The sequence below is a fragment of the Streptomyces sp. NPDC043746 genome (assembly GCF_056436485.1).
Map to the genome: position 1 here is coordinate 320,338 of NZ_JBWKCM010000003.1, position 15,561 is coordinate 335,898.

14 protein-coding genes are annotated in these 15,561 nt (G+C 70.5%); 7 read left to right on the top strand and 7 right to left on the bottom strand.

Going from position 1 to position 15,561, the window contains the following annotated elements; all coding sequences use genetic code 11:
- The first annotated feature begins 338 nt into the window (after window positions 1-338).
- The 4 genes from AC0682_RS05260 (at window position 339) to AC0682_RS05275 (ending at window position 5,296) form a co-directional block, all read left to right on the top strand.
- A complete protein-coding gene (locus AC0682_RS05260; protein ID WP_478531011.1) occupies window positions 339-1,643 on the top strand; it encodes a DUF3631 domain-containing protein in 1,305 nt (434 codons plus the stop codon).
- A gap of 316 nt (window positions 1,644-1,959) precedes the next feature.
- Window positions 1,960-2,508, top strand: a complete 549-nt coding sequence (locus AC0682_RS05265; RefSeq protein ID WP_478531105.1) for a MobC domain-containing protein — start codon at window positions 1,960-1,962, stop codon at window positions 2,506-2,508.
- A complete protein-coding gene (locus AC0682_RS05270; protein ID WP_478531012.1) occupies window positions 2,498-4,201 on the top strand; it encodes a relaxase/mobilization nuclease domain-containing protein in 1,704 nt (567 codons plus the stop codon). Before AC0682_RS05265 ends, AC0682_RS05270 begins: the two co-directional genes overlap by 11 nt.
- Window positions 4,202-4,426: 225 nt before the next feature.
- Window positions 4,427-5,296 (top strand): hypothetical protein, encoded by an 870-nt coding sequence (locus AC0682_RS05275; RefSeq protein ID WP_478531013.1) that lies wholly within the window; start codon window positions 4,427-4,429, stop codon window positions 5,294-5,296.
- A gap of 289 nt (window positions 5,297-5,585) precedes the next feature.
- Here AC0682_RS05275 and AC0682_RS05280 read toward each other — a convergent pair whose 3' ends face one another.
- The 4 genes from AC0682_RS05280 to AC0682_RS05295 all read right to left on the bottom strand — a co-directional run bounded on the left by AC0682_RS05280 (window position 5,586) and on the right by AC0682_RS05295 (window position 8,596).
- A complete protein-coding gene (locus AC0682_RS05280) occupies window positions 5,586-6,131 on the bottom strand; it encodes an HAD domain-containing protein (protein WP_478531015.1) in 546 nt (181 codons plus the stop codon).
- Window positions 6,132-6,164: 33 nt separating this feature from the next.
- On the bottom strand, window positions 6,165-6,857 hold the full coding sequence (locus tag AC0682_RS05285; RefSeq protein WP_478531017.1) for a class I SAM-dependent methyltransferase: 693 nt from the start codon (window positions 6,855-6,857) through the stop codon (window positions 6,165-6,167).
- A gap of 1 nt (window position 6,858) precedes the next feature.
- Entirely contained in the window at window positions 6,859-7,770 is a 912-nt protein-coding gene (locus tag AC0682_RS05290) for a phosphotransferase family protein (protein ID WP_478531019.1), read from the bottom strand.
- Between the two features lie 76 nt (window positions 7,771-7,846).
- Window positions 7,847-8,596 (bottom strand): hypothetical protein, encoded by a 750-nt coding sequence (locus tag AC0682_RS05295; protein WP_478531020.1) that lies wholly within the window; start codon window positions 8,594-8,596, stop codon window positions 7,847-7,849.
- 223 nt (window positions 8,597-8,819) lie between these two features.
- Here AC0682_RS05295 and AC0682_RS05300 point away from each other — a divergent pair, with 223 nt between their 5' ends.
- The 3 genes from AC0682_RS05300 to AC0682_RS05310 all read left to right on the top strand — a co-directional run bounded on the left by AC0682_RS05300 (window position 8,820) and on the right by AC0682_RS05310 (window position 11,880).
- Window positions 8,820-10,175 carry a tetratricopeptide repeat protein gene (locus tag AC0682_RS05300; protein ID WP_478531021.1) on the top strand — a complete coding sequence of 452 codons (1,356 nt, stop codon included), beginning with the start codon at window positions 8,820-8,822 and terminating at the stop codon, window positions 10,173-10,175.
- A gap of 1 nt (window position 10,176) precedes the next feature.
- Window positions 10,177-10,707, top strand: coding sequence for an NUDIX domain-containing protein (locus AC0682_RS05305; protein ID WP_478531022.1), 531 nt, complete (start codon window positions 10,177-10,179; stop codon window positions 10,705-10,707).
- Window positions 10,708-10,881: 174 nt separating this feature from the next.
- Window positions 10,882-11,880 (top strand): hypothetical protein, encoded by a 999-nt coding sequence (locus AC0682_RS05310; protein ID WP_478531023.1) that lies wholly within the window; start codon window positions 10,882-10,884, stop codon window positions 11,878-11,880.
- 563 nt (window positions 11,881-12,443) lie between these two features.
- Here AC0682_RS05310 and AC0682_RS05315 read toward each other — a convergent pair.
- The 3 genes from AC0682_RS05315 to AC0682_RS05325 form a co-directional block, all read right to left on the bottom strand.
- Window positions 12,444-13,325 carry an NAD(P)H-binding protein gene (locus tag AC0682_RS05315; RefSeq protein WP_478531024.1) on the bottom strand — a complete coding sequence of 294 codons (882 nt, stop codon included), beginning with the start codon at window positions 13,323-13,325 and terminating at the stop codon, window positions 12,444-12,446.
- A gap of 85 nt (window positions 13,326-13,410) precedes the next feature.
- Window positions 13,411-13,770 (bottom strand): DUF952 domain-containing protein, encoded by a 360-nt coding sequence (locus tag AC0682_RS05320; RefSeq protein ID WP_478531025.1) that lies wholly within the window; start codon window positions 13,768-13,770, stop codon window positions 13,411-13,413.
- Between the two features lie 22 nt (window positions 13,771-13,792).
- The gene (locus AC0682_RS05325) at window positions 13,793-15,436 is read right to left on the bottom strand and encodes a choice-of-anchor A family protein (RefSeq protein ID WP_478531027.1); all 1,644 of its coding nucleotides are present in this window, start codon (window positions 15,434-15,436) and stop codon (window positions 13,793-13,795) included.
- Window positions 15,437-15,561: the final 125 nt, after the last annotated feature.

Sequence of the window (15,561 nt, forward strand, 5' to 3'; positions counted from 1 at the left end):
ACCTTGCCCGTCCCGTCCCTCACCTGAGAGGAACGTCGATGGAGGACTCTACGTCCCCCGCCACCTCGAACACATCCCGCAAGGTCGTCTGGCCCACCCCCGCGGTCCCCGGCCAGGGCATCCCCTGGCGCAACGGGGACCGAGGCGGGGACCGAACGGAGTCACGGTCGCCTGCTTCGACGGGTGTTCCGGTCGGGGACCGAAATTCCCCCAGCACGGAGCATGCGCAGGTCAGCGTCTTGGGGACCGGTCCCGCCGGAGCGGAAGCCGGGTACCGGGTGGAGACTTTCGGTCCGCCGGTCCCCGAGCCTGATCCCCGAATTTCGGGCGAGCACGCCATGCTCCGAGCCGATGGTGAGGGCCACGGTCCCCACGAATCTGCGGGGACCGTGGTCCCCGACGGCGGATCGGGGACCGGGGACCGCGCTGGTACGGGCGGCGAGACGGCCGACGAGGGAGCCGCGCTGTTGGACGACCTGCGCGCGGCGATCGGCCGGTACGTCGTACTGCCGAGCGAGGAGGCACTGACCGCGGTCACCCTCTGGGTGGCGGCCTCCCACATCCAGCCCGCCCTCCAGCACGCCCCACGACTGGCGGTGGTGGGGCCGACCAAGGGCTGCGGCAAATCCCGCGTCCTGGACGTGCTCCACGAGACCGTGTCCCGGCCGATGATGACGGTGAACACCTCGCCGGCGGTGGTCTTCCGCGTCATCGGCGAGGACCCGCCGACGCTGCTGGTGGACGAGGCCGACACCATCTTCGGCCCGAAGGCAGGCGACAAGGAGGACCTGCGCGGCCTACTGAACGCGGGGCACCAGCGCAACCGGCCCGCCTGGCGAATCTCCGGCCCGGAGCACAAGGCGACGGCGTTTCCCACCTTCGCCATGGCGGCGCTCGCCGGGATCGGCGACCTGCCAGACACGATCATGGACCGGGCGGTCGTGCTCCGCATGCAGAAGCGCAAGCCGGGTGAGCGCATAGCCCCGTTCCGCTCGCGGTATTCCGTCCCGGAACTGAACGCGCTGCGCGACCGTCTGACCGCCTGGCTGGCCCCACTGCGGAGCACCGCAGAGGGCCTGGTTCCGCAGATGCCGGTCGAAGACCGTGCCGCCGACACGTGGGAACCGCTGGTCATCGTCGCCGACCTGGCCGGCGGGCGCTGGCCCTCGCGGGCCCGTGCCGCCTGCCTGGCGATGACCAGGAACGAGGTGGTCCAGGACGAGCAGACGACGCTGAAGACCCGGCTGCTGCGCGACATCCGCCGCGTGTTCGAGCAGCAGGGCGACACGGAGGCGCTGCGCAGCCACGATCTGCTCGCCGCCCTCGTCCAGGACGCCGAGGCGCCGTGGGCCGAGTACGGGACGAAGGGCCTGAACGCCTACCACCTGGCCAACCTGCTGCGCGACTTCGGCATCAGCCCGGCCAACCACCGCTTCGAGAACGGCAGGCAGGCCAAGGCGTACGCCCGTAACCAGTTCCTCGACGCCTGGGCCCGCTACTGCCCCGACCCCGCCCAACCGGCACCCACAGCCGAGGAGACGGCGCTCGCACGTCGAGCCCCGGTCAAGCCACCGGCCCCTCCGTCGGGGACGTTGCCCATCGGCCCGCCCGGCGGGCCTGCCAGCCCCAGGCCCACGCGCTGACACGAGCTCCGTATCAATCCGTCGCATCCGTCCCCCGCGCAGGTCAGCGCGGGGACGGAGTTCCTTGCCGATACGGATCACTCCGTACCTGCGGCCGCCTCCGTACCTGTCCTGACCAGCTACGGGACGGATGCAACGGACGTGACGAAGCCCCACCCCACACGACCACCGGAGCACCACCATGCCCGAAACGAGCACCGACAACTCCCCCACCCGCCGCCGCAAGGGATTCTTCGGCCTGACCCGCCGATCAGCAGCAAGCTGGAGCGAACGAGCCTCTAACGAGGCTTCGTCCGCGCTTGCCCCCGCCCCAGGGGTGGCGGAGGAGGCCGAGCGCCAGGGGGCGCCCGAGCTGGAAGGGGTCATAGCCGACTCCGCCGCCCTCCGCTCCCAGACACCGACCGACGTCCAACCGCCTGTCGAGCAGCCCTCCTGGCGGGACCTCGACGCCCCCGCCCTGCCCGCACTGATGAACCGCAAGCGCACCGTGGAGAAGCGCGACCAGGAGAAGACCATCCGCTTCACACGGACAGCGGTGGGCGTGATCAGCGCCGCCGCCCACCAGCGCGGTCAGAAGTTCGCCGGATTCGTCGGCGACGCCGCCCTGGCCGTCGCCCTCGGCAAGGCGGGGCTGGTCGGTAGTCCGGAGGACGACCCGGTCCGCCCACTGGTCGAGGCAGTCGAGGCACACACGGTCGCGCTGAACCGCATCGGCGGCAACCTCAACCAAATCACCGCAGCCATCCATCGAGGAACAGTGCCCGAGCGCGCCGAGGCGGTGCTGGACCGCGTCGAGCAAGCTGCCGAGAGCAGCTACCGACTGATCGACCAGCTCCTGACGGAAGGCACCGCGCATGGTTCCTGACGTCTCCACCGGCTCCGACACCCGCGGACTGATCGTCTACCTCTTCGGACCCGGCCGCCGCGACGAACACATCGACCCTCACATCATCGCCGCCTGGGACATGGCCGGCGCCCCCGACCCCGGCCGCGACCCGGCAGCCACCTACTCCCTGCTCGCCAAGCGCCTCGACACCCACGTCGACCTGCGCACCCGCGAGCTGGGCGGCAAGAAACCACCTCAGCATGTCTGGCACTGCCCGGTCCGTACGGCGCCCGGCGACCGCTACCTCACCGACGCCGAGTGGGCCGAGGTCGCCCGCCGCATAGTCCACGCCACAGGCATCGCCCCCGAAGGCGACGCCAAGGCATGCCGGTGGATCGCGGTGCGCCACGCCGACGACCACATCCACATCATGGCCACCACCGTCCGCGCCGACGGGCGCCGCCCACGCACCCACCACGACGGACAGCGGGCCCAAGCCGAGTGCCGCAAGATCGAGGCCGAGTTCGGCCTGCGCCGCCTGAAGTCCGGCGACCTCACCGCGCCCCGCACCCCCACCGGCGCCGAACGCGCCAAGGCCGAGCGCCAGGGTCAGGCGGTCACGGCACGGCACTGGCTGCGCGAGCAGGCATACGCGGTCGCCGCCGCCGTACGAACCGAAGCCGACTACTTCTCCGTGCTGCAGTCCCTCGGAATCAAGGTCAAGACCCGCCTCGGCCCCGAGACCGGTGACGTGATCGGCTACAGCCTCGCCGCACCCGGCGACACCAACGCGGCCGGCGAACCCGTCTGGTACGGCGGCTCAAAACTCGCCCCCGGCCTCTCCATCAACCGCCTGCGCGAACGCCTCCCCGACCAGAAGGTGGCCGACCACCCGCGGTATGTGGCGGACCCCGCCGACCCATGGCGGCACACCACCACCGTCATACACACGGCACGCATCGTCCTCGACTCCGGTGACGATGCCGCCGCCCAGGGCCACCTGGCCGCCTTCGGCGACGCCCTGTACAACATCGCCAGCGCCACGACCGGCCCGCACCGGGCGGAACTACGGGCGGCGGCGACGGCGTTCAACCGCGCCCGCCGCTCCGCCACCCGCGCCGACCACCAGGCCGCCACCGCCCTGCGCAAGGCTGCCAAGGAACTCGCCTACGCCTCCAGCGAGCCGGGCGGACTCGCCATCGCCCTGCTCTTCGCCACCGTGCACCTGGCCCGCGCCGCCGCCAAGTGGCACGAGCAGCGCGGCCACGAACAACAGGCCGCTGCGGCCGAAGAAGCCCTCCGCCACCTCCAGGCGGGCTACCAGCGGGCTGCCCCACCTGTCCTGGCTGACCTGACCCGCCGCGCACCACGAGCCGCAACCGCCAGCCGCTTCGAGCAGGCTGTGCGCGCGGCCCTCCCTGACCACGCCGTCCGGATCCTCGCCGACCCCACTTGGACCGCCCTGACCACAACCCTCGCCCAAGCCGAGACCGCCGGCCACAACCCCCGCCGCCTCCTGACCGAAGTGGGAACCCAGCGGGAACTCGACAGCGCCGAGCGCCCCGCCGAGGTCCTCAACTGGCGCATCACGGCTCAGCCGAACCGGAGGACGCAAGCGGCTCGCACGCGAAGTACGGTCAGCGGCACGTCGTCCATGTCCACCACGCCAAACCAGCCAACTACACCAGTGGCCGATCGCTCCCAGCCAGACGCCCTGCGAAGGGGTCGGTAATGCAAAGGCCGACACGCCCAGCGCACATGTCCCCCGAGGAAATGGTGTTGGCCATTCCGTTTCTGAAGGGCGGTCGCGTTCAATCACTGAACGCCGTCCCGTTCCGAAACGGAACGGGGCCCGAGGCTGCTGTGTTCGTCAGCGCTAGTTGGCGGATAGCAGCGATGGCTGGCGATCGCGGTGCCCGTCGCTGTCGGTGACAGTCCCCCCTGGTTGAATCGGCGGATGAGTGAGACCTCTGTCGACCTTGGTGTCGTCACCGTGCCGTCCGGTGTGCTTGTCCTGGGTATGGCTGGCTGGATCGATCAATGGTCCGAGCTCGGCGACCCGTTGTCCGTACGGGCACTGGCCGCCGCGGCGCACGGCGGTGGCCATCTGCACGAACCTGCGGACGGCCCGAGCGAGAACTGGACCTGCGAGGCGGTCGCGGTGCCGGCCGCCGTCGACCAGTCGCTGAAGGTGCGGGCCGAAATCGGGGAGGCGTACGACGGGCCGGTGATCACGGTCCTGGAAATCGACCTCGGCCTGCCCTGGCCGGGCGCCCCCGACGGAGAGCCGATCCAGCTCGGTGATCTGCCGGTTGACCGGTGCGGCATGGTCCTCGGGGACGCCCGTGCCCTCGACTCGTTCGTCGGGCTGGCGGGCGAGTCGATCAACGGACTCGCTGACGTCCGGTACTGGGGAAAGTACGAGGAGGACGCCCACGCCCGCTTCGGCGGCGAACGTACGCCCCAGTACGGTGGAGAGGGCCCTTATGGACGGCTCGACCTTCCACTGGCCGAAGCTCACGAGTTCGCCGGTCGGCTTCAGAGCTGGCTTTCGCAAGGGCCCGGCATCGGGCTGATGGTCTCCGTTGATGTGCACACCCACTTCCACCTGCTGGAGCGGGCCGGCCTGGCCCACCCCCTGCTCGCCGGACAGATCGAGATCGACGGATGTCAGGTCCTGGGGCTGGGCTGGGACCCGGGCGACCACTCCATGCGCCACCGCGGCGAACGAGCCTGGAACCAGGTTTACGCAGTCACTCTGGAACAGCGCGCCGCCACCACCCTGCTGCGCTGGACGGTTCCCGCAGACGGAGAAGAACCCGAGTAGGCCGACACGGACAACGTGCCCGTCTTGCCGTGCAACAGCGAGGTGGCCACCAAACTCTTGCCACCCACGCCCGAACCGTTCCGCTGAGCCAAGCGATCACCGTCTGTGATCGGCAAGGAAGAAGCCCGCCAGCAAACTCTGACCAGAACCGCCAACTACCGCTGGCAGATCGTGCTGCCCCTGCACAGACGCCAAGCCCATCCGCCAGCTACCGCTGACGGTCAAAGCCGCCAGACCCGATAGTGCACGCTGATGCCCTCGCTGCCCGTGGCAGCGAGGGCATCAGTCGTCAGGCGGCACGAGCTGCGGGCAACCGTGCGATCCACTTCGTCACCTCGGTCAGGTGGCCGGACTGCAGCCCGAGGTGTGGGTCGGGCTGCACGAGGCGGGTCGCCACTCCGCAGGCGGTGCGCTCGGCCGCCCAGGCGTGGTCGAGGCCGGTGAAGTCGTCGTCGATCCAGACGGCGGGGGTGTCGCCGAGCCAAGCATCGACGTGGTCGCGTTTCCACAGGTAGCCGTTGGGGTGACTGGTGGTGATCTGCGGACGCGGGAGGTCGACGTGCGGCAGGGGCGGGAGGTCGAGGAGGGGGCCGATGAGGGTGGCGGCGTCCTGGCGCCAGCTGGTGCACCAGACGGGGGTGACCAGGCCGGTGCGGATGATGTCCATGAGCAGGCGGCCGTGATTGGGGTTGAGCCAGACGGTGACCGGGTTGTCGGCGCTGCGGCCGACGGGGACGACATCGTGGCGGGCGTGGGTGGCCGGGGTCGAGCCGTGCTCGTCGGGGAAGGGGATGAGGACGCCGTCGATGTCGAGGAGCAGGTAGGGCGGGCGCATCGGTCCTCCATATAGGCCGGATGAACGCGGCTGTCAGAGCTTGCGGGCGCGGATCAGCAGGGTGGTGGGCCAGTGGCCCATGCGGGGGTCGTGGAACTCCTGGGCCGAGGTGAGCCAGAAACCTGCCTGGCTGAGGTGCCTCTCCCAACGGTCGGTATCGAACTCCCAGCGGGCGATGGGGAGCCGTGTGCGGTCGGGCAGGGTGACGAAGTCGCGGCGGGGCCGGTCGTCGCCGGAGGGACTTCGACCGCCGCGCTGCGGGTGGGGGACAGAGAAGGCGAGCACTCGCCCGGGCATGAGGTGCTGGGCGATGGTCGGGAGCAGGAGCTCGGGTGCGACGAGCCCAACGGCGCCGAAGACGGAGTAGATCGCGTCGAACTGCTCGTCGGTGGCGTACAGGTAGTGCAGGGCGTGGCCGGCGACGAAGGTGAGGTTGTTCAGTCGTCCGTAGTGGGAGCGGGCGCGGCGGACCTGGAGGCCGACCAGGTCGACGCCGGTGACGTGGGCTGCGTGGCGGGTGGCGAGGTGGGCGGCGTTGTGGCCGGGGCCGCAGCCGAGTTCCAGGAGTCGCTTGCCGCGCAGGTCGGGGCCGAGGGTCTCTGCTCCGGGGCCTTGGCCGGGTCTCGTGGTCCATTCCATCCGGGCAGGCACGGAGAGGGGTTCGGCGAGTCCGGCGGCGGTCCGCTGGAGCGCATGGGCGTGCCAGGGGGATGCCTGGGCAAGCACGTCAGATCTCCAGGAGGTGGAGGACGTCGGTGAGGTGGCGGCGGACGGCCTTGATGTAGGCGGGGTCGGTGGCCGGGTCGTTGATCCAGCGGACGGCCTGCTCCATGAACCACTCGACGGCCCACATGCGGTGCCAGCCCAGGGCCCAGTTCTCGGCGGTGAGCCCGCCGCGCGGGGCGAGGGCGTCGGGGGTGCCGCCGGCGGTGACGTACTGCTCCAGGAAGACGCGCAGGCGGACGGGGTGCGGGGGCTCGATGGTGCCGTGCCAGCTGGCGAGGTCGAGCAGGCCGGGGCCGGTGAAGGCGCGGGCGAAGTCGAGCAGCCGCCAGCCGCGCTCGCCGATGTGGAGGCTGGTGGGGTGGAACTCGGAGTGGACCCAGCCGAACGGTTCCAGCGTCGCTCCGGCCGAGCGGGCCTCGGCGGCCTGAGCGATCCGGTCGAGCGCGTCCTCGACGTCGTCGGCGTCCTGCCACCGGTCGGCCTTGCGCAGCCGTTCGAGGTGCTCCAGCGCCCGGGCCGGGAGCATGCGCAGCCGGTCCTGGTCGAGGAGGGGCAGGGGCGGAGCCGTACGGGTGCCGTGCAGGACCACGGCCGCCGCGACACCGTCGAGGTCGTCGGCCTCGCGGACGGACGGTCCGAGGTCCTCCATGAGCATGCCGAGCCAGCCGTCCAGGACGGCGGAGGCGTGGACCGGGGGGACGGGAACGCCGAGGGTATGGGCCAGGCGGAGGGCCTGGTCCTCCCAGTCGAAAGGCTTCTTGGCGTACTTGAAGACGGCCGTGGAGCCGTCGGGGAAGGCCACGCGCTCGACGCCGGACATGGACCACACGCGCACCTCCTCCCGTACGGCGGTGGTCTGGCCGGTCGCGGTGAGCAGGTTTTCAAGGAGTTCGGCGCTGGGGTTCGTGGTCACAGGAGGGCTCCGGGGAGATGGTGGCTTCCGGGGCGGGCGAGGGATGCCGGCCCGCCCCGGAGCCTGATCGGGTGGGTTACGCGGCGGGGTTCACGCGGTGGGCGTAGACCTGCTCGATCCAGCCCGCCTTGAACGCGGCGAGGTCGTCGCGGAAGTTCGCCATCGAGGCACCGTAGGGCGCGACCACGCCGCCGGACTGGTCCGGCACGGACTGGCAGCCGTGCACGAGCCGGCCGCCGAGCGCGGCGTGGGCCTTGATGGACTCGATCCGGCGGTGCTCGTTGAACCAGCCGCCGTGGTAGACCTCGTCGAGCATCCCGCCCATCTCGTCGTCCAGGTCGAAGACGACGGACGTGGCGGCGGGGAAGAACCAGCACGGGCCGACGTTGGAGATGTGCCCGTCCAGCTCGACCTTGTTGAGCACCATGAGCGTGGCCGCCTCGCGGAGCATCCGCAGGTGGTCGGCGGTGATCTGCGGCAGGCCGAGGCCGGCCAGGTGCTCCTCGCGGAAGAGGTACGCGTACACCTCGTACGCGGTGGCCAGAACGCGGGCAGCGTCGGAGGTGGACTCGCTGTTCTGCTTGATGAAGTCGAGCGCGAGCTGCTCGACCGCGCTCTCGGTCGTCTCGTCCACATCCAGGAGCTGGGACTTGACCAGCTCCCAGTCAGCGACGAGCCACGTGTTCGACTCGAAGCGGAAGAAGTACTCAGCCGGGTCGATCGTGATGCGTCGGCCGTCGACCTGGACGCCGGGCAAGCGGCTCCAGCGCGCGTCGAACGCCTCGGGCAGCTCGACCGTGATGGCCGTGGTGTCGATGGTGGTCACCGTGTCTCCGTCTCTGATCGGCCAGGTTCGGGCACAGGAATGCCCGAGCCCGGTGTGGGCGTACGGAACTTCGGGGTGCCGCCCGGACCAAGGGGGAGCCTGGATCACGGTCGCGCCGTTCCGGGCGGCTGCTGATAAGTGAACCCGTGGTCACGCTCAGTGGGTACGGTGGAAGGCAGTTGAAGCGGTATACGCGGTTTACAGCTCCAGGGCGGAGGCGATCGTGGCGGCGCAGAGAGACCCCAACTCCCGTCTTCGCGACGTCATCGAGGCGGTCGACTGCACCTACGAGGCCCTCGCCCGAGACGTGCGGCGTATCGCCGCCGAGAACGGCGAGATCCTCCAGACCAACAAGTCGGCCATCTCGCACTGGGTGAACGGCACCCGTGCCCCGTCAGGCCGGGTAGGCCAGTACCTGGCCGAGGCGCTGTCCCGCCGAGCGGGGCGCACGATCACCCAGACCGAGATCGGCCTCCAGGCCAGCGATGACGAAGAGCCGGCGGAATCCGACCCCGTCCTCGCCGCCACCGACCTGGGCCGCGCCGACGTCGAGCGCCGCCGCTTCCTCGCCATCGCGGCCTTCACCACCGCCGGCGTCGCCATGCCGCTCGGATACGACCACGAAGCCACCGCCCGCATGCTCCGCGCCCGCACCGGCACGTCCATGGTCGGCGCGGAGGACGTGGACGTCGTCCGGCAGATCACCGCAGCCTTCAGCGCCGCCGACGAGCGCCTCGGCGGCGGGCACGGCCTGACCACCGTCACCGCGTACCTCGCCGACACAGCCGCCCCCATGCTGCGCGGACGCTTCCCCAACGAAGCCTTACGCCGGGCCGCCTTCGGCGCCGTCGCCGAACTCGCCTACCTCGCAGGATGGAAGCACCACGACCTCGGCCAGGAAGGCGCCGCCCAGCGCTACTACCAGGTCGGCTACAAACTCGCCTGCGAAGCCGACCCCCACGGCCACGCCGCCTGGATGATGCGCGCCCTCGCCCACCAGGCCCTGAGCCTCAAGCAGCCCCACCACTGCGTCGACCTCGTCGAAGGCGCTCTACGTACAGGTCTCGGCCACGTCGACGGCCAGACCGAGGCTCTCCTCCACATCACCCACGCCCGCGCCTACGCCGCCATCGACGAGAACTCGTCGGCCGCACGCGCCCTGCTCGCCGCCGAGGATGCCCTCCTCCATGACGACGACCCCCAACCCAGCTACTCCCGCGTCAGTGGCCCCGCCGCCGGCACCGTGGCCAGCCACACCGCCCGCACCCTGACCGACCTCGCCGACCACATCGGCACCGAACAGCAGCACCGAGACGCCCTCACCCGCTGGGACCCTGTGAAGTACAAGCGCGTCCACGCCCTCACCCACGCCGACCTCGGCGACAGCCTCGCCGCCCAGGCCCGCGCCGACGAGGCGGTCGCCGCCTGGGCTCAGGCCCTGGTCCTCATGGAGGGCATGACCTCCGACCGCACCCGCAAGGCGATCACCTCGATCCGCTCCACGCTCGCGGTCTACCAGCGCCGCCGCGTGCCCGGCGCCGCCGATCTCGCTCGCCGCGCAAGCGAGGCCCTCGCCTAACATGCCCAACAACCCGCCCCACGAAGGGAACACCGTGACCCAGCAGGCTGACGACCAGCCCAAGGCCCTGAAGCCGGCGCTCGAATCCATGACCCTGCTGGTCGCCGCCGTCATCGTCCACGACAGGGCCGCCAACCGCGTGGTCCTTCTCCAACGCAGCGAGAACGCGAAGTTCGCCCAGGGAATGTGGGACCTGCCTGTCGGCAAGAGTGAACCGGGCGAGCCGATCACCGAAACTGCGGTCCGCGAGCTCTACGAGGAGACCGGCCTCACCGTGAAGCCCGAGTCTCTCAAGGTCGCCCACATCATCCACGGAGCTTGGGGCGTCGAAGCCCCCAACGGCTTCCTCACCGTCGTCTTCGCCGCCCACGAATGGACCGGCGAACCCGAAAACCGCGAACCCCACAAACACTCCCAGGTCCGCTGGATCGACGCCAACGCCATCCCCGAAGCGTTCGTGGACACCACCTCCAGCGCCCTCCACCGCTACCTCACGGGAGGTCCGGAGGTTTCCCTCGACGGCTGGCAATAGAGGCACCATCTGCGGCCCGACCGATTGCCCCGGGCAGACCCTTCACTGCCCGTAGTGGATGGTTCGGTCATCATGCGGCTGATCTCGGTTGCCGGGTAGAGGCGTTCCCGCTCCCATGACCGACACCACCGCCCGCATACGCGAGCCCCAGAGCCATTGCGGGATAATTGGGCCATGTCGCCTCTGATTAGTCGTGCGGGAGTCTTTGAGTTTCCTTGGGGACTGCCATTGGATGTGGATTGCCTGGGGCTGGTTGAGCAGCTACGCATCGGAGAGCACCAGGTGACCATGGCCTTGCCCGTCCTTGGCGGCGACAACCAGTCATGGGAATCGGCTGCACCAACGGTCTGCGGCGGTGAGCCGCTTCCTAGCCAGCTTGCGAACAAGAACTGGTGGGGCTCACGAAGCTCGGAACGCGTCTGCAATGTAACGGCGATGGCTGTCTCGTTCGCGCTTCCCCCACAAGCGGCGACGCCAGGCTCACCTGAGTTCACGGCCCTGTGGCAAGCATTCGTTCAATGGTTCAGGATCGTGCAGGAGTGGGTTGCTGCGTGGACTCGGGTTCCCTTGAGAGACTTCGACACTTCGCGTGATCCAGCCCTTCACATCCTCATCAAAGATCATCACCTGACCGGTAGTGCGTCGCGAGGGAGAACGATCTACATCGAAGCGAGGCCGTTAGGTCAGGCCCAACTGAAAGACGCGTTTCGCCGGGCCTCCCGAGATGAGCAGGTGCCACTTGCGCACCGCATGCTGCTGTACGCCAAGGACGCCCAGACTGGCGGTGATCTCCGAAAAGCGGTCATCGATGGTGCGACAGCAGTTGAGATCGCGGTGGCCGACGCGATCCGTGTCCATCTCGTGAGGGAAGGGGTGCCAACTGCCTCCATCAAGAAAGGGATCGATAAAGCCAACGGCGTTGTGAAGCTGTGCAAGCTGCACGAACGCCTGATCGGCAGCTTGCCCTTGCCATGGGGAAAGCTTGCGAATGATCTCGCCGGCGTGAGAAACAGTGCCGCGCATGAGGGTCGCGCTCCGAACGAACAAGAGGCTCGCACCGCGAGGAAGCATGCCAAGAAGATCGTTCAGGTGCTCCAGCCCCTTCCCGAGGTCATGAGCGACAAGGCGAGTAAGGCGACGACAACGCCATGCGACGGGACAGCCGGTTCCTAGCCAGTGATCACATCAGAGGCCGCCAAGGGTCCGCACACAGTCCGCAAGACACCCGATCAAGACCGTCGCACCCCATCGCCAGCCAACACCAAAAGGCCAGGTCAGCGGCCTGCGGCCATCATCACCGCAGGTCACCGACCTGGCCCATTACTAGGAGACCAAGAAGGCCTGATCCGGACGGGTCCGGCCGACCCGGCCTCTTCGGGCCGGTGACGTCCCCCTCCGACTCCGACCGCACCCGGTCCACCGGTCGCCGTACGCGGCGGCTCGGGGGCCGGGTGCGGTCCTTGCGGCCGGCCTTCTTCGCCCGGCGTGCCGTGGGCACCCCGCCGTACCGGAGAGGCGCCCCGAAGATCCGCTCCTCTGCGGGACGTCACCCGCCCTTCCCCCCCCTCCGCGGCTTCCGTACGGGAATCAGGTAGCTCCCCCGATGCCGGAGGACCCCAAGGGGGACACCCCGCGCAGACGTCGGCTGCGCCGCACTCCGATCGCCGCTCTCGTCACCCTCGCAGGGGCCGTCCGGTCTCCGGAGTGGCCCGCCGGGGCGCGTGGGAACGCCCCCGTCACACGCCGGGCAGCAGGTGGCGGTAGCTCTGCGGGTGTTGGGCGAGGAACGTGGCGAAGTCCATGGCCGGGTGGCCGGCGAGCGTGGGCACCGCGTCGGAGACGGCGGCCAGTTCGCCCGCCGCGATCGCCTCGTACGAGGTGACCCAGCCGGCCACCTCCCACTCCTCGGCCCCCAGCCCGGCCCGGGAGGCGTAGGCCTCCGCGACGGTCTCGGGGACGTAGCGGACCGAGCGCCCGGTGACCCGGCTCAGCTCCTCGGCCGCCTCGGCGAGGGTGAACGCCTCGGGGCCGGTGAGGTCGTGGGCCCGGCCGTCGTGGGCGGTGGAATCGTCCAGCAGGACGGCGGCCGCGGCGTCCGCGATGTCCTCGTGGGCGACGGCGGCGACCCGGCCGTCACCGGCGGGGCCGCGCAACACCCCGTCGGCGCCGGTCATCGCGGGCAGCCCCGCCAGATACCAGTTGTCCCGCAGGAACGTATGGCGCACGTCGGCCGTGCGGATGTGGGCCTCGGTGTGCCAGTGGTCCCGGGCGAAGGTGAACGTGGCATCGGGAGCGGCGCCCTGGAAGGACACGTACACGATCCGCTCCACGCCCACTGCCACCGCCGCGTCCACCGCCGTGATGTGCTCGCGCACCCGGTCCGGGCTCTCGTGGGCGGAGACCAGGAACAGGGTGTGCGCCCCGTCCAGGGCCCGGCGCATGGCTTCCCCGTCGCCGTAGGGGGCCGCGGGGGCGCGGTCGGCGCCGGGCAGTTCGGGGAGACGGGCCGGGTCTCGGCCGAGGAGGCGTACGGGGACTCCGGTACGGGCGAGCCGCTCGGCGACCCGGCCGCCGACGGCTCCGCTCGCTCCGGTCACTGCGGTGAGGGGGCCGGTCACTGGGTTCGTGTTCCTCTCGTCGGTCGTCGTGGGCCGCGCGGTCGGGGCGTCGGCCGCGGTCCGCGCGGTCGCGGTCCGCGCGCCGTCAGGACACGGCCGGCCAGGGCCGCACCTCGACGACCGCCCCCACCGGAAGCGGTCCGTACAGGTGCGGGAACTCCTCACCGCCGGGCTTCGTCGCCTCGTACCGGAGGGGGTCGGTGAGACGGGCGGGGTCGACGACCAGGACCACCAGGTCATGGCCGTCGGCCCCGCCCGCACCCTCGCTCCCGTCTCCGTCCCCGTACAGCATCCTTGCCACGCCCGGCAGTTGATGGGGCAGCGAGAGATGGATGAAGCCCTCCTCCTGGAGAGTGCGGCCGCGGGTGGACATCTCGTACGTCCCGGTCCCGCGGGCCGCCTCCCAGAGAGGTGCTTCGGCGAGGTGCAGCAGTGGTTCGGTCATCGAACCACGCTAGCGGGTGCTGCTAGTAGGTGCGGCGGCGCGCCCTGCGCGTGGCCACGAGGACGGTTCCACCGGCGGCCACCAGCACAGCCGCGATGGACCCGAGGATCCATTCACCGCCCTGCGACCCGGTGTCGGGCAGCTGGCCCGGGTCGGACGGGGACGGGGTCGGCTTCCACGTCGGCGTGTCGGTGGGGCCTGGCGTGGGCGAGTCGGTGGGACCCGGAGTCGGCTCGGTCGGGGTCGGGGTCGGGTCGGTGGGGGTCGGCGTCGGGTCCGTCGGCGTGGGCGTCGGGTCCGTGGGGGTCGGGGTCGGGTCGGTGGGCGTCGGGGTCGGGTCCGTCGGCGTGGGCGTCGGGTCCGTGGGGGTCGGGGTCGGGTCGGTGGGCGTCGGAGTGGGGTCCGTCGGGGTCGGCGTCGGGTCCGTCGGCGTGGGGGTCGGGTCCGTCGGGGTCGGCGTCGGCGTCGGGTCCGTGGGAGTCGGCGTCGGCGTGGGGTCCGTCGGGGTCGGCGTCGGGGTCGGGTCCGTCGGCGTCGGCGTGGGGTCGGTGGGGGTCGGCGTCGGCGTCGGATCCGTGGGAGTCGGGGTCGGCGTCGGATCCGGGCCGCAGGTCGGGAGGTCGCCGTCGAACGGGTACGCGTGGATCTCCTGGCCGCCCGAGGTGCCCGACGAGGTGTGGGTGAGCGAACCCGCGGTGTAGAAACGGCCGTTGGTGCCGCTCATGGAGAGCGTCGTGGTGCTGGCCTGCTGCCCGACGAGCACGCTCCCCTGGAACTGGGCCGGGCCGGTCAGTGTCAGGTCCGTCGCGTCCGGGAAGTTCCACAGCAGGCGCTCGCGGAGCCCCGCGTTGGGGAGGGACCCCATGAACGTGGCGACTGTACGAGCGTCCCCGTAGACGTTGACCAGGACGGTCGCCCCGGCGGGGATGCCGTTGAAGACGAACCCGGCGTTGCCGCCCGTCGAGGAGACCAGGTCCATGTCCACGTCGAAGATCTGGATCGCCGAGGTGCCGTCCCCGGTGAAGGTGAACGTGTCACCGACCCGCTCCCAGTCGCCGGTCGTCGCCCGGTGCTCGTCGCCCTCGTACGCGTAGCACCGGCTGGCCTCGGTGAGCTGCGGGCGCAGGCCGGTGAACGGGGTGACGGCGTCGGGGTCGAGGCGCGGCGCTGTGGTCGGGTTCACCGTGCCCGTCAGGGCCCCCGCGTGCGCGACCTGGCCGGAGTGCGTCCCCTCCTCGGCGAGCAGCCGCTCACCGTCGGCGATGGTGACGGTTCCGCCCACGGAGAGGTAATCGGAACCGTCCGGCGGCGGAACCCGCGAACCGACGCCCACGATGCCGACGTTGTAGATCTGCGAGGCCTCGGGCCGCTTGTCCATGTCGAACCGGCCGAGGGTGACGATCTTCCCCTCGGCCTCGGCGGCGGCCTCCCTGACCAGGAAGTCCCCGCCGACGTAGATGTTGATGTTCTCGTCGTAGCCGACGACCGGACCGTTGTTGGGGTCGTTCCAGCTCGACGGGCACTGACTGCCGAGGCAGGGGCCGAGTCCGCCCGGCAGCGGGTCGGCGACAGCGGCCGGGGCCAGCATGCCCACCATCGCCGCGGCCGTGGCCACTGTCACTGCTGCCCGGATTGCATTGCCGCGCCTGCGCGCCTGTTGTTCCATGCCGCGCAATATGCATCTTTAATGCAAGTCATTTGTTATGACACGCCGGATTTACCCCTGTGCGTCGACCTATAGGAGGGATCGGAGCGGACCATCGGAGCGGATGACGACCGAAGCGGGGGGTC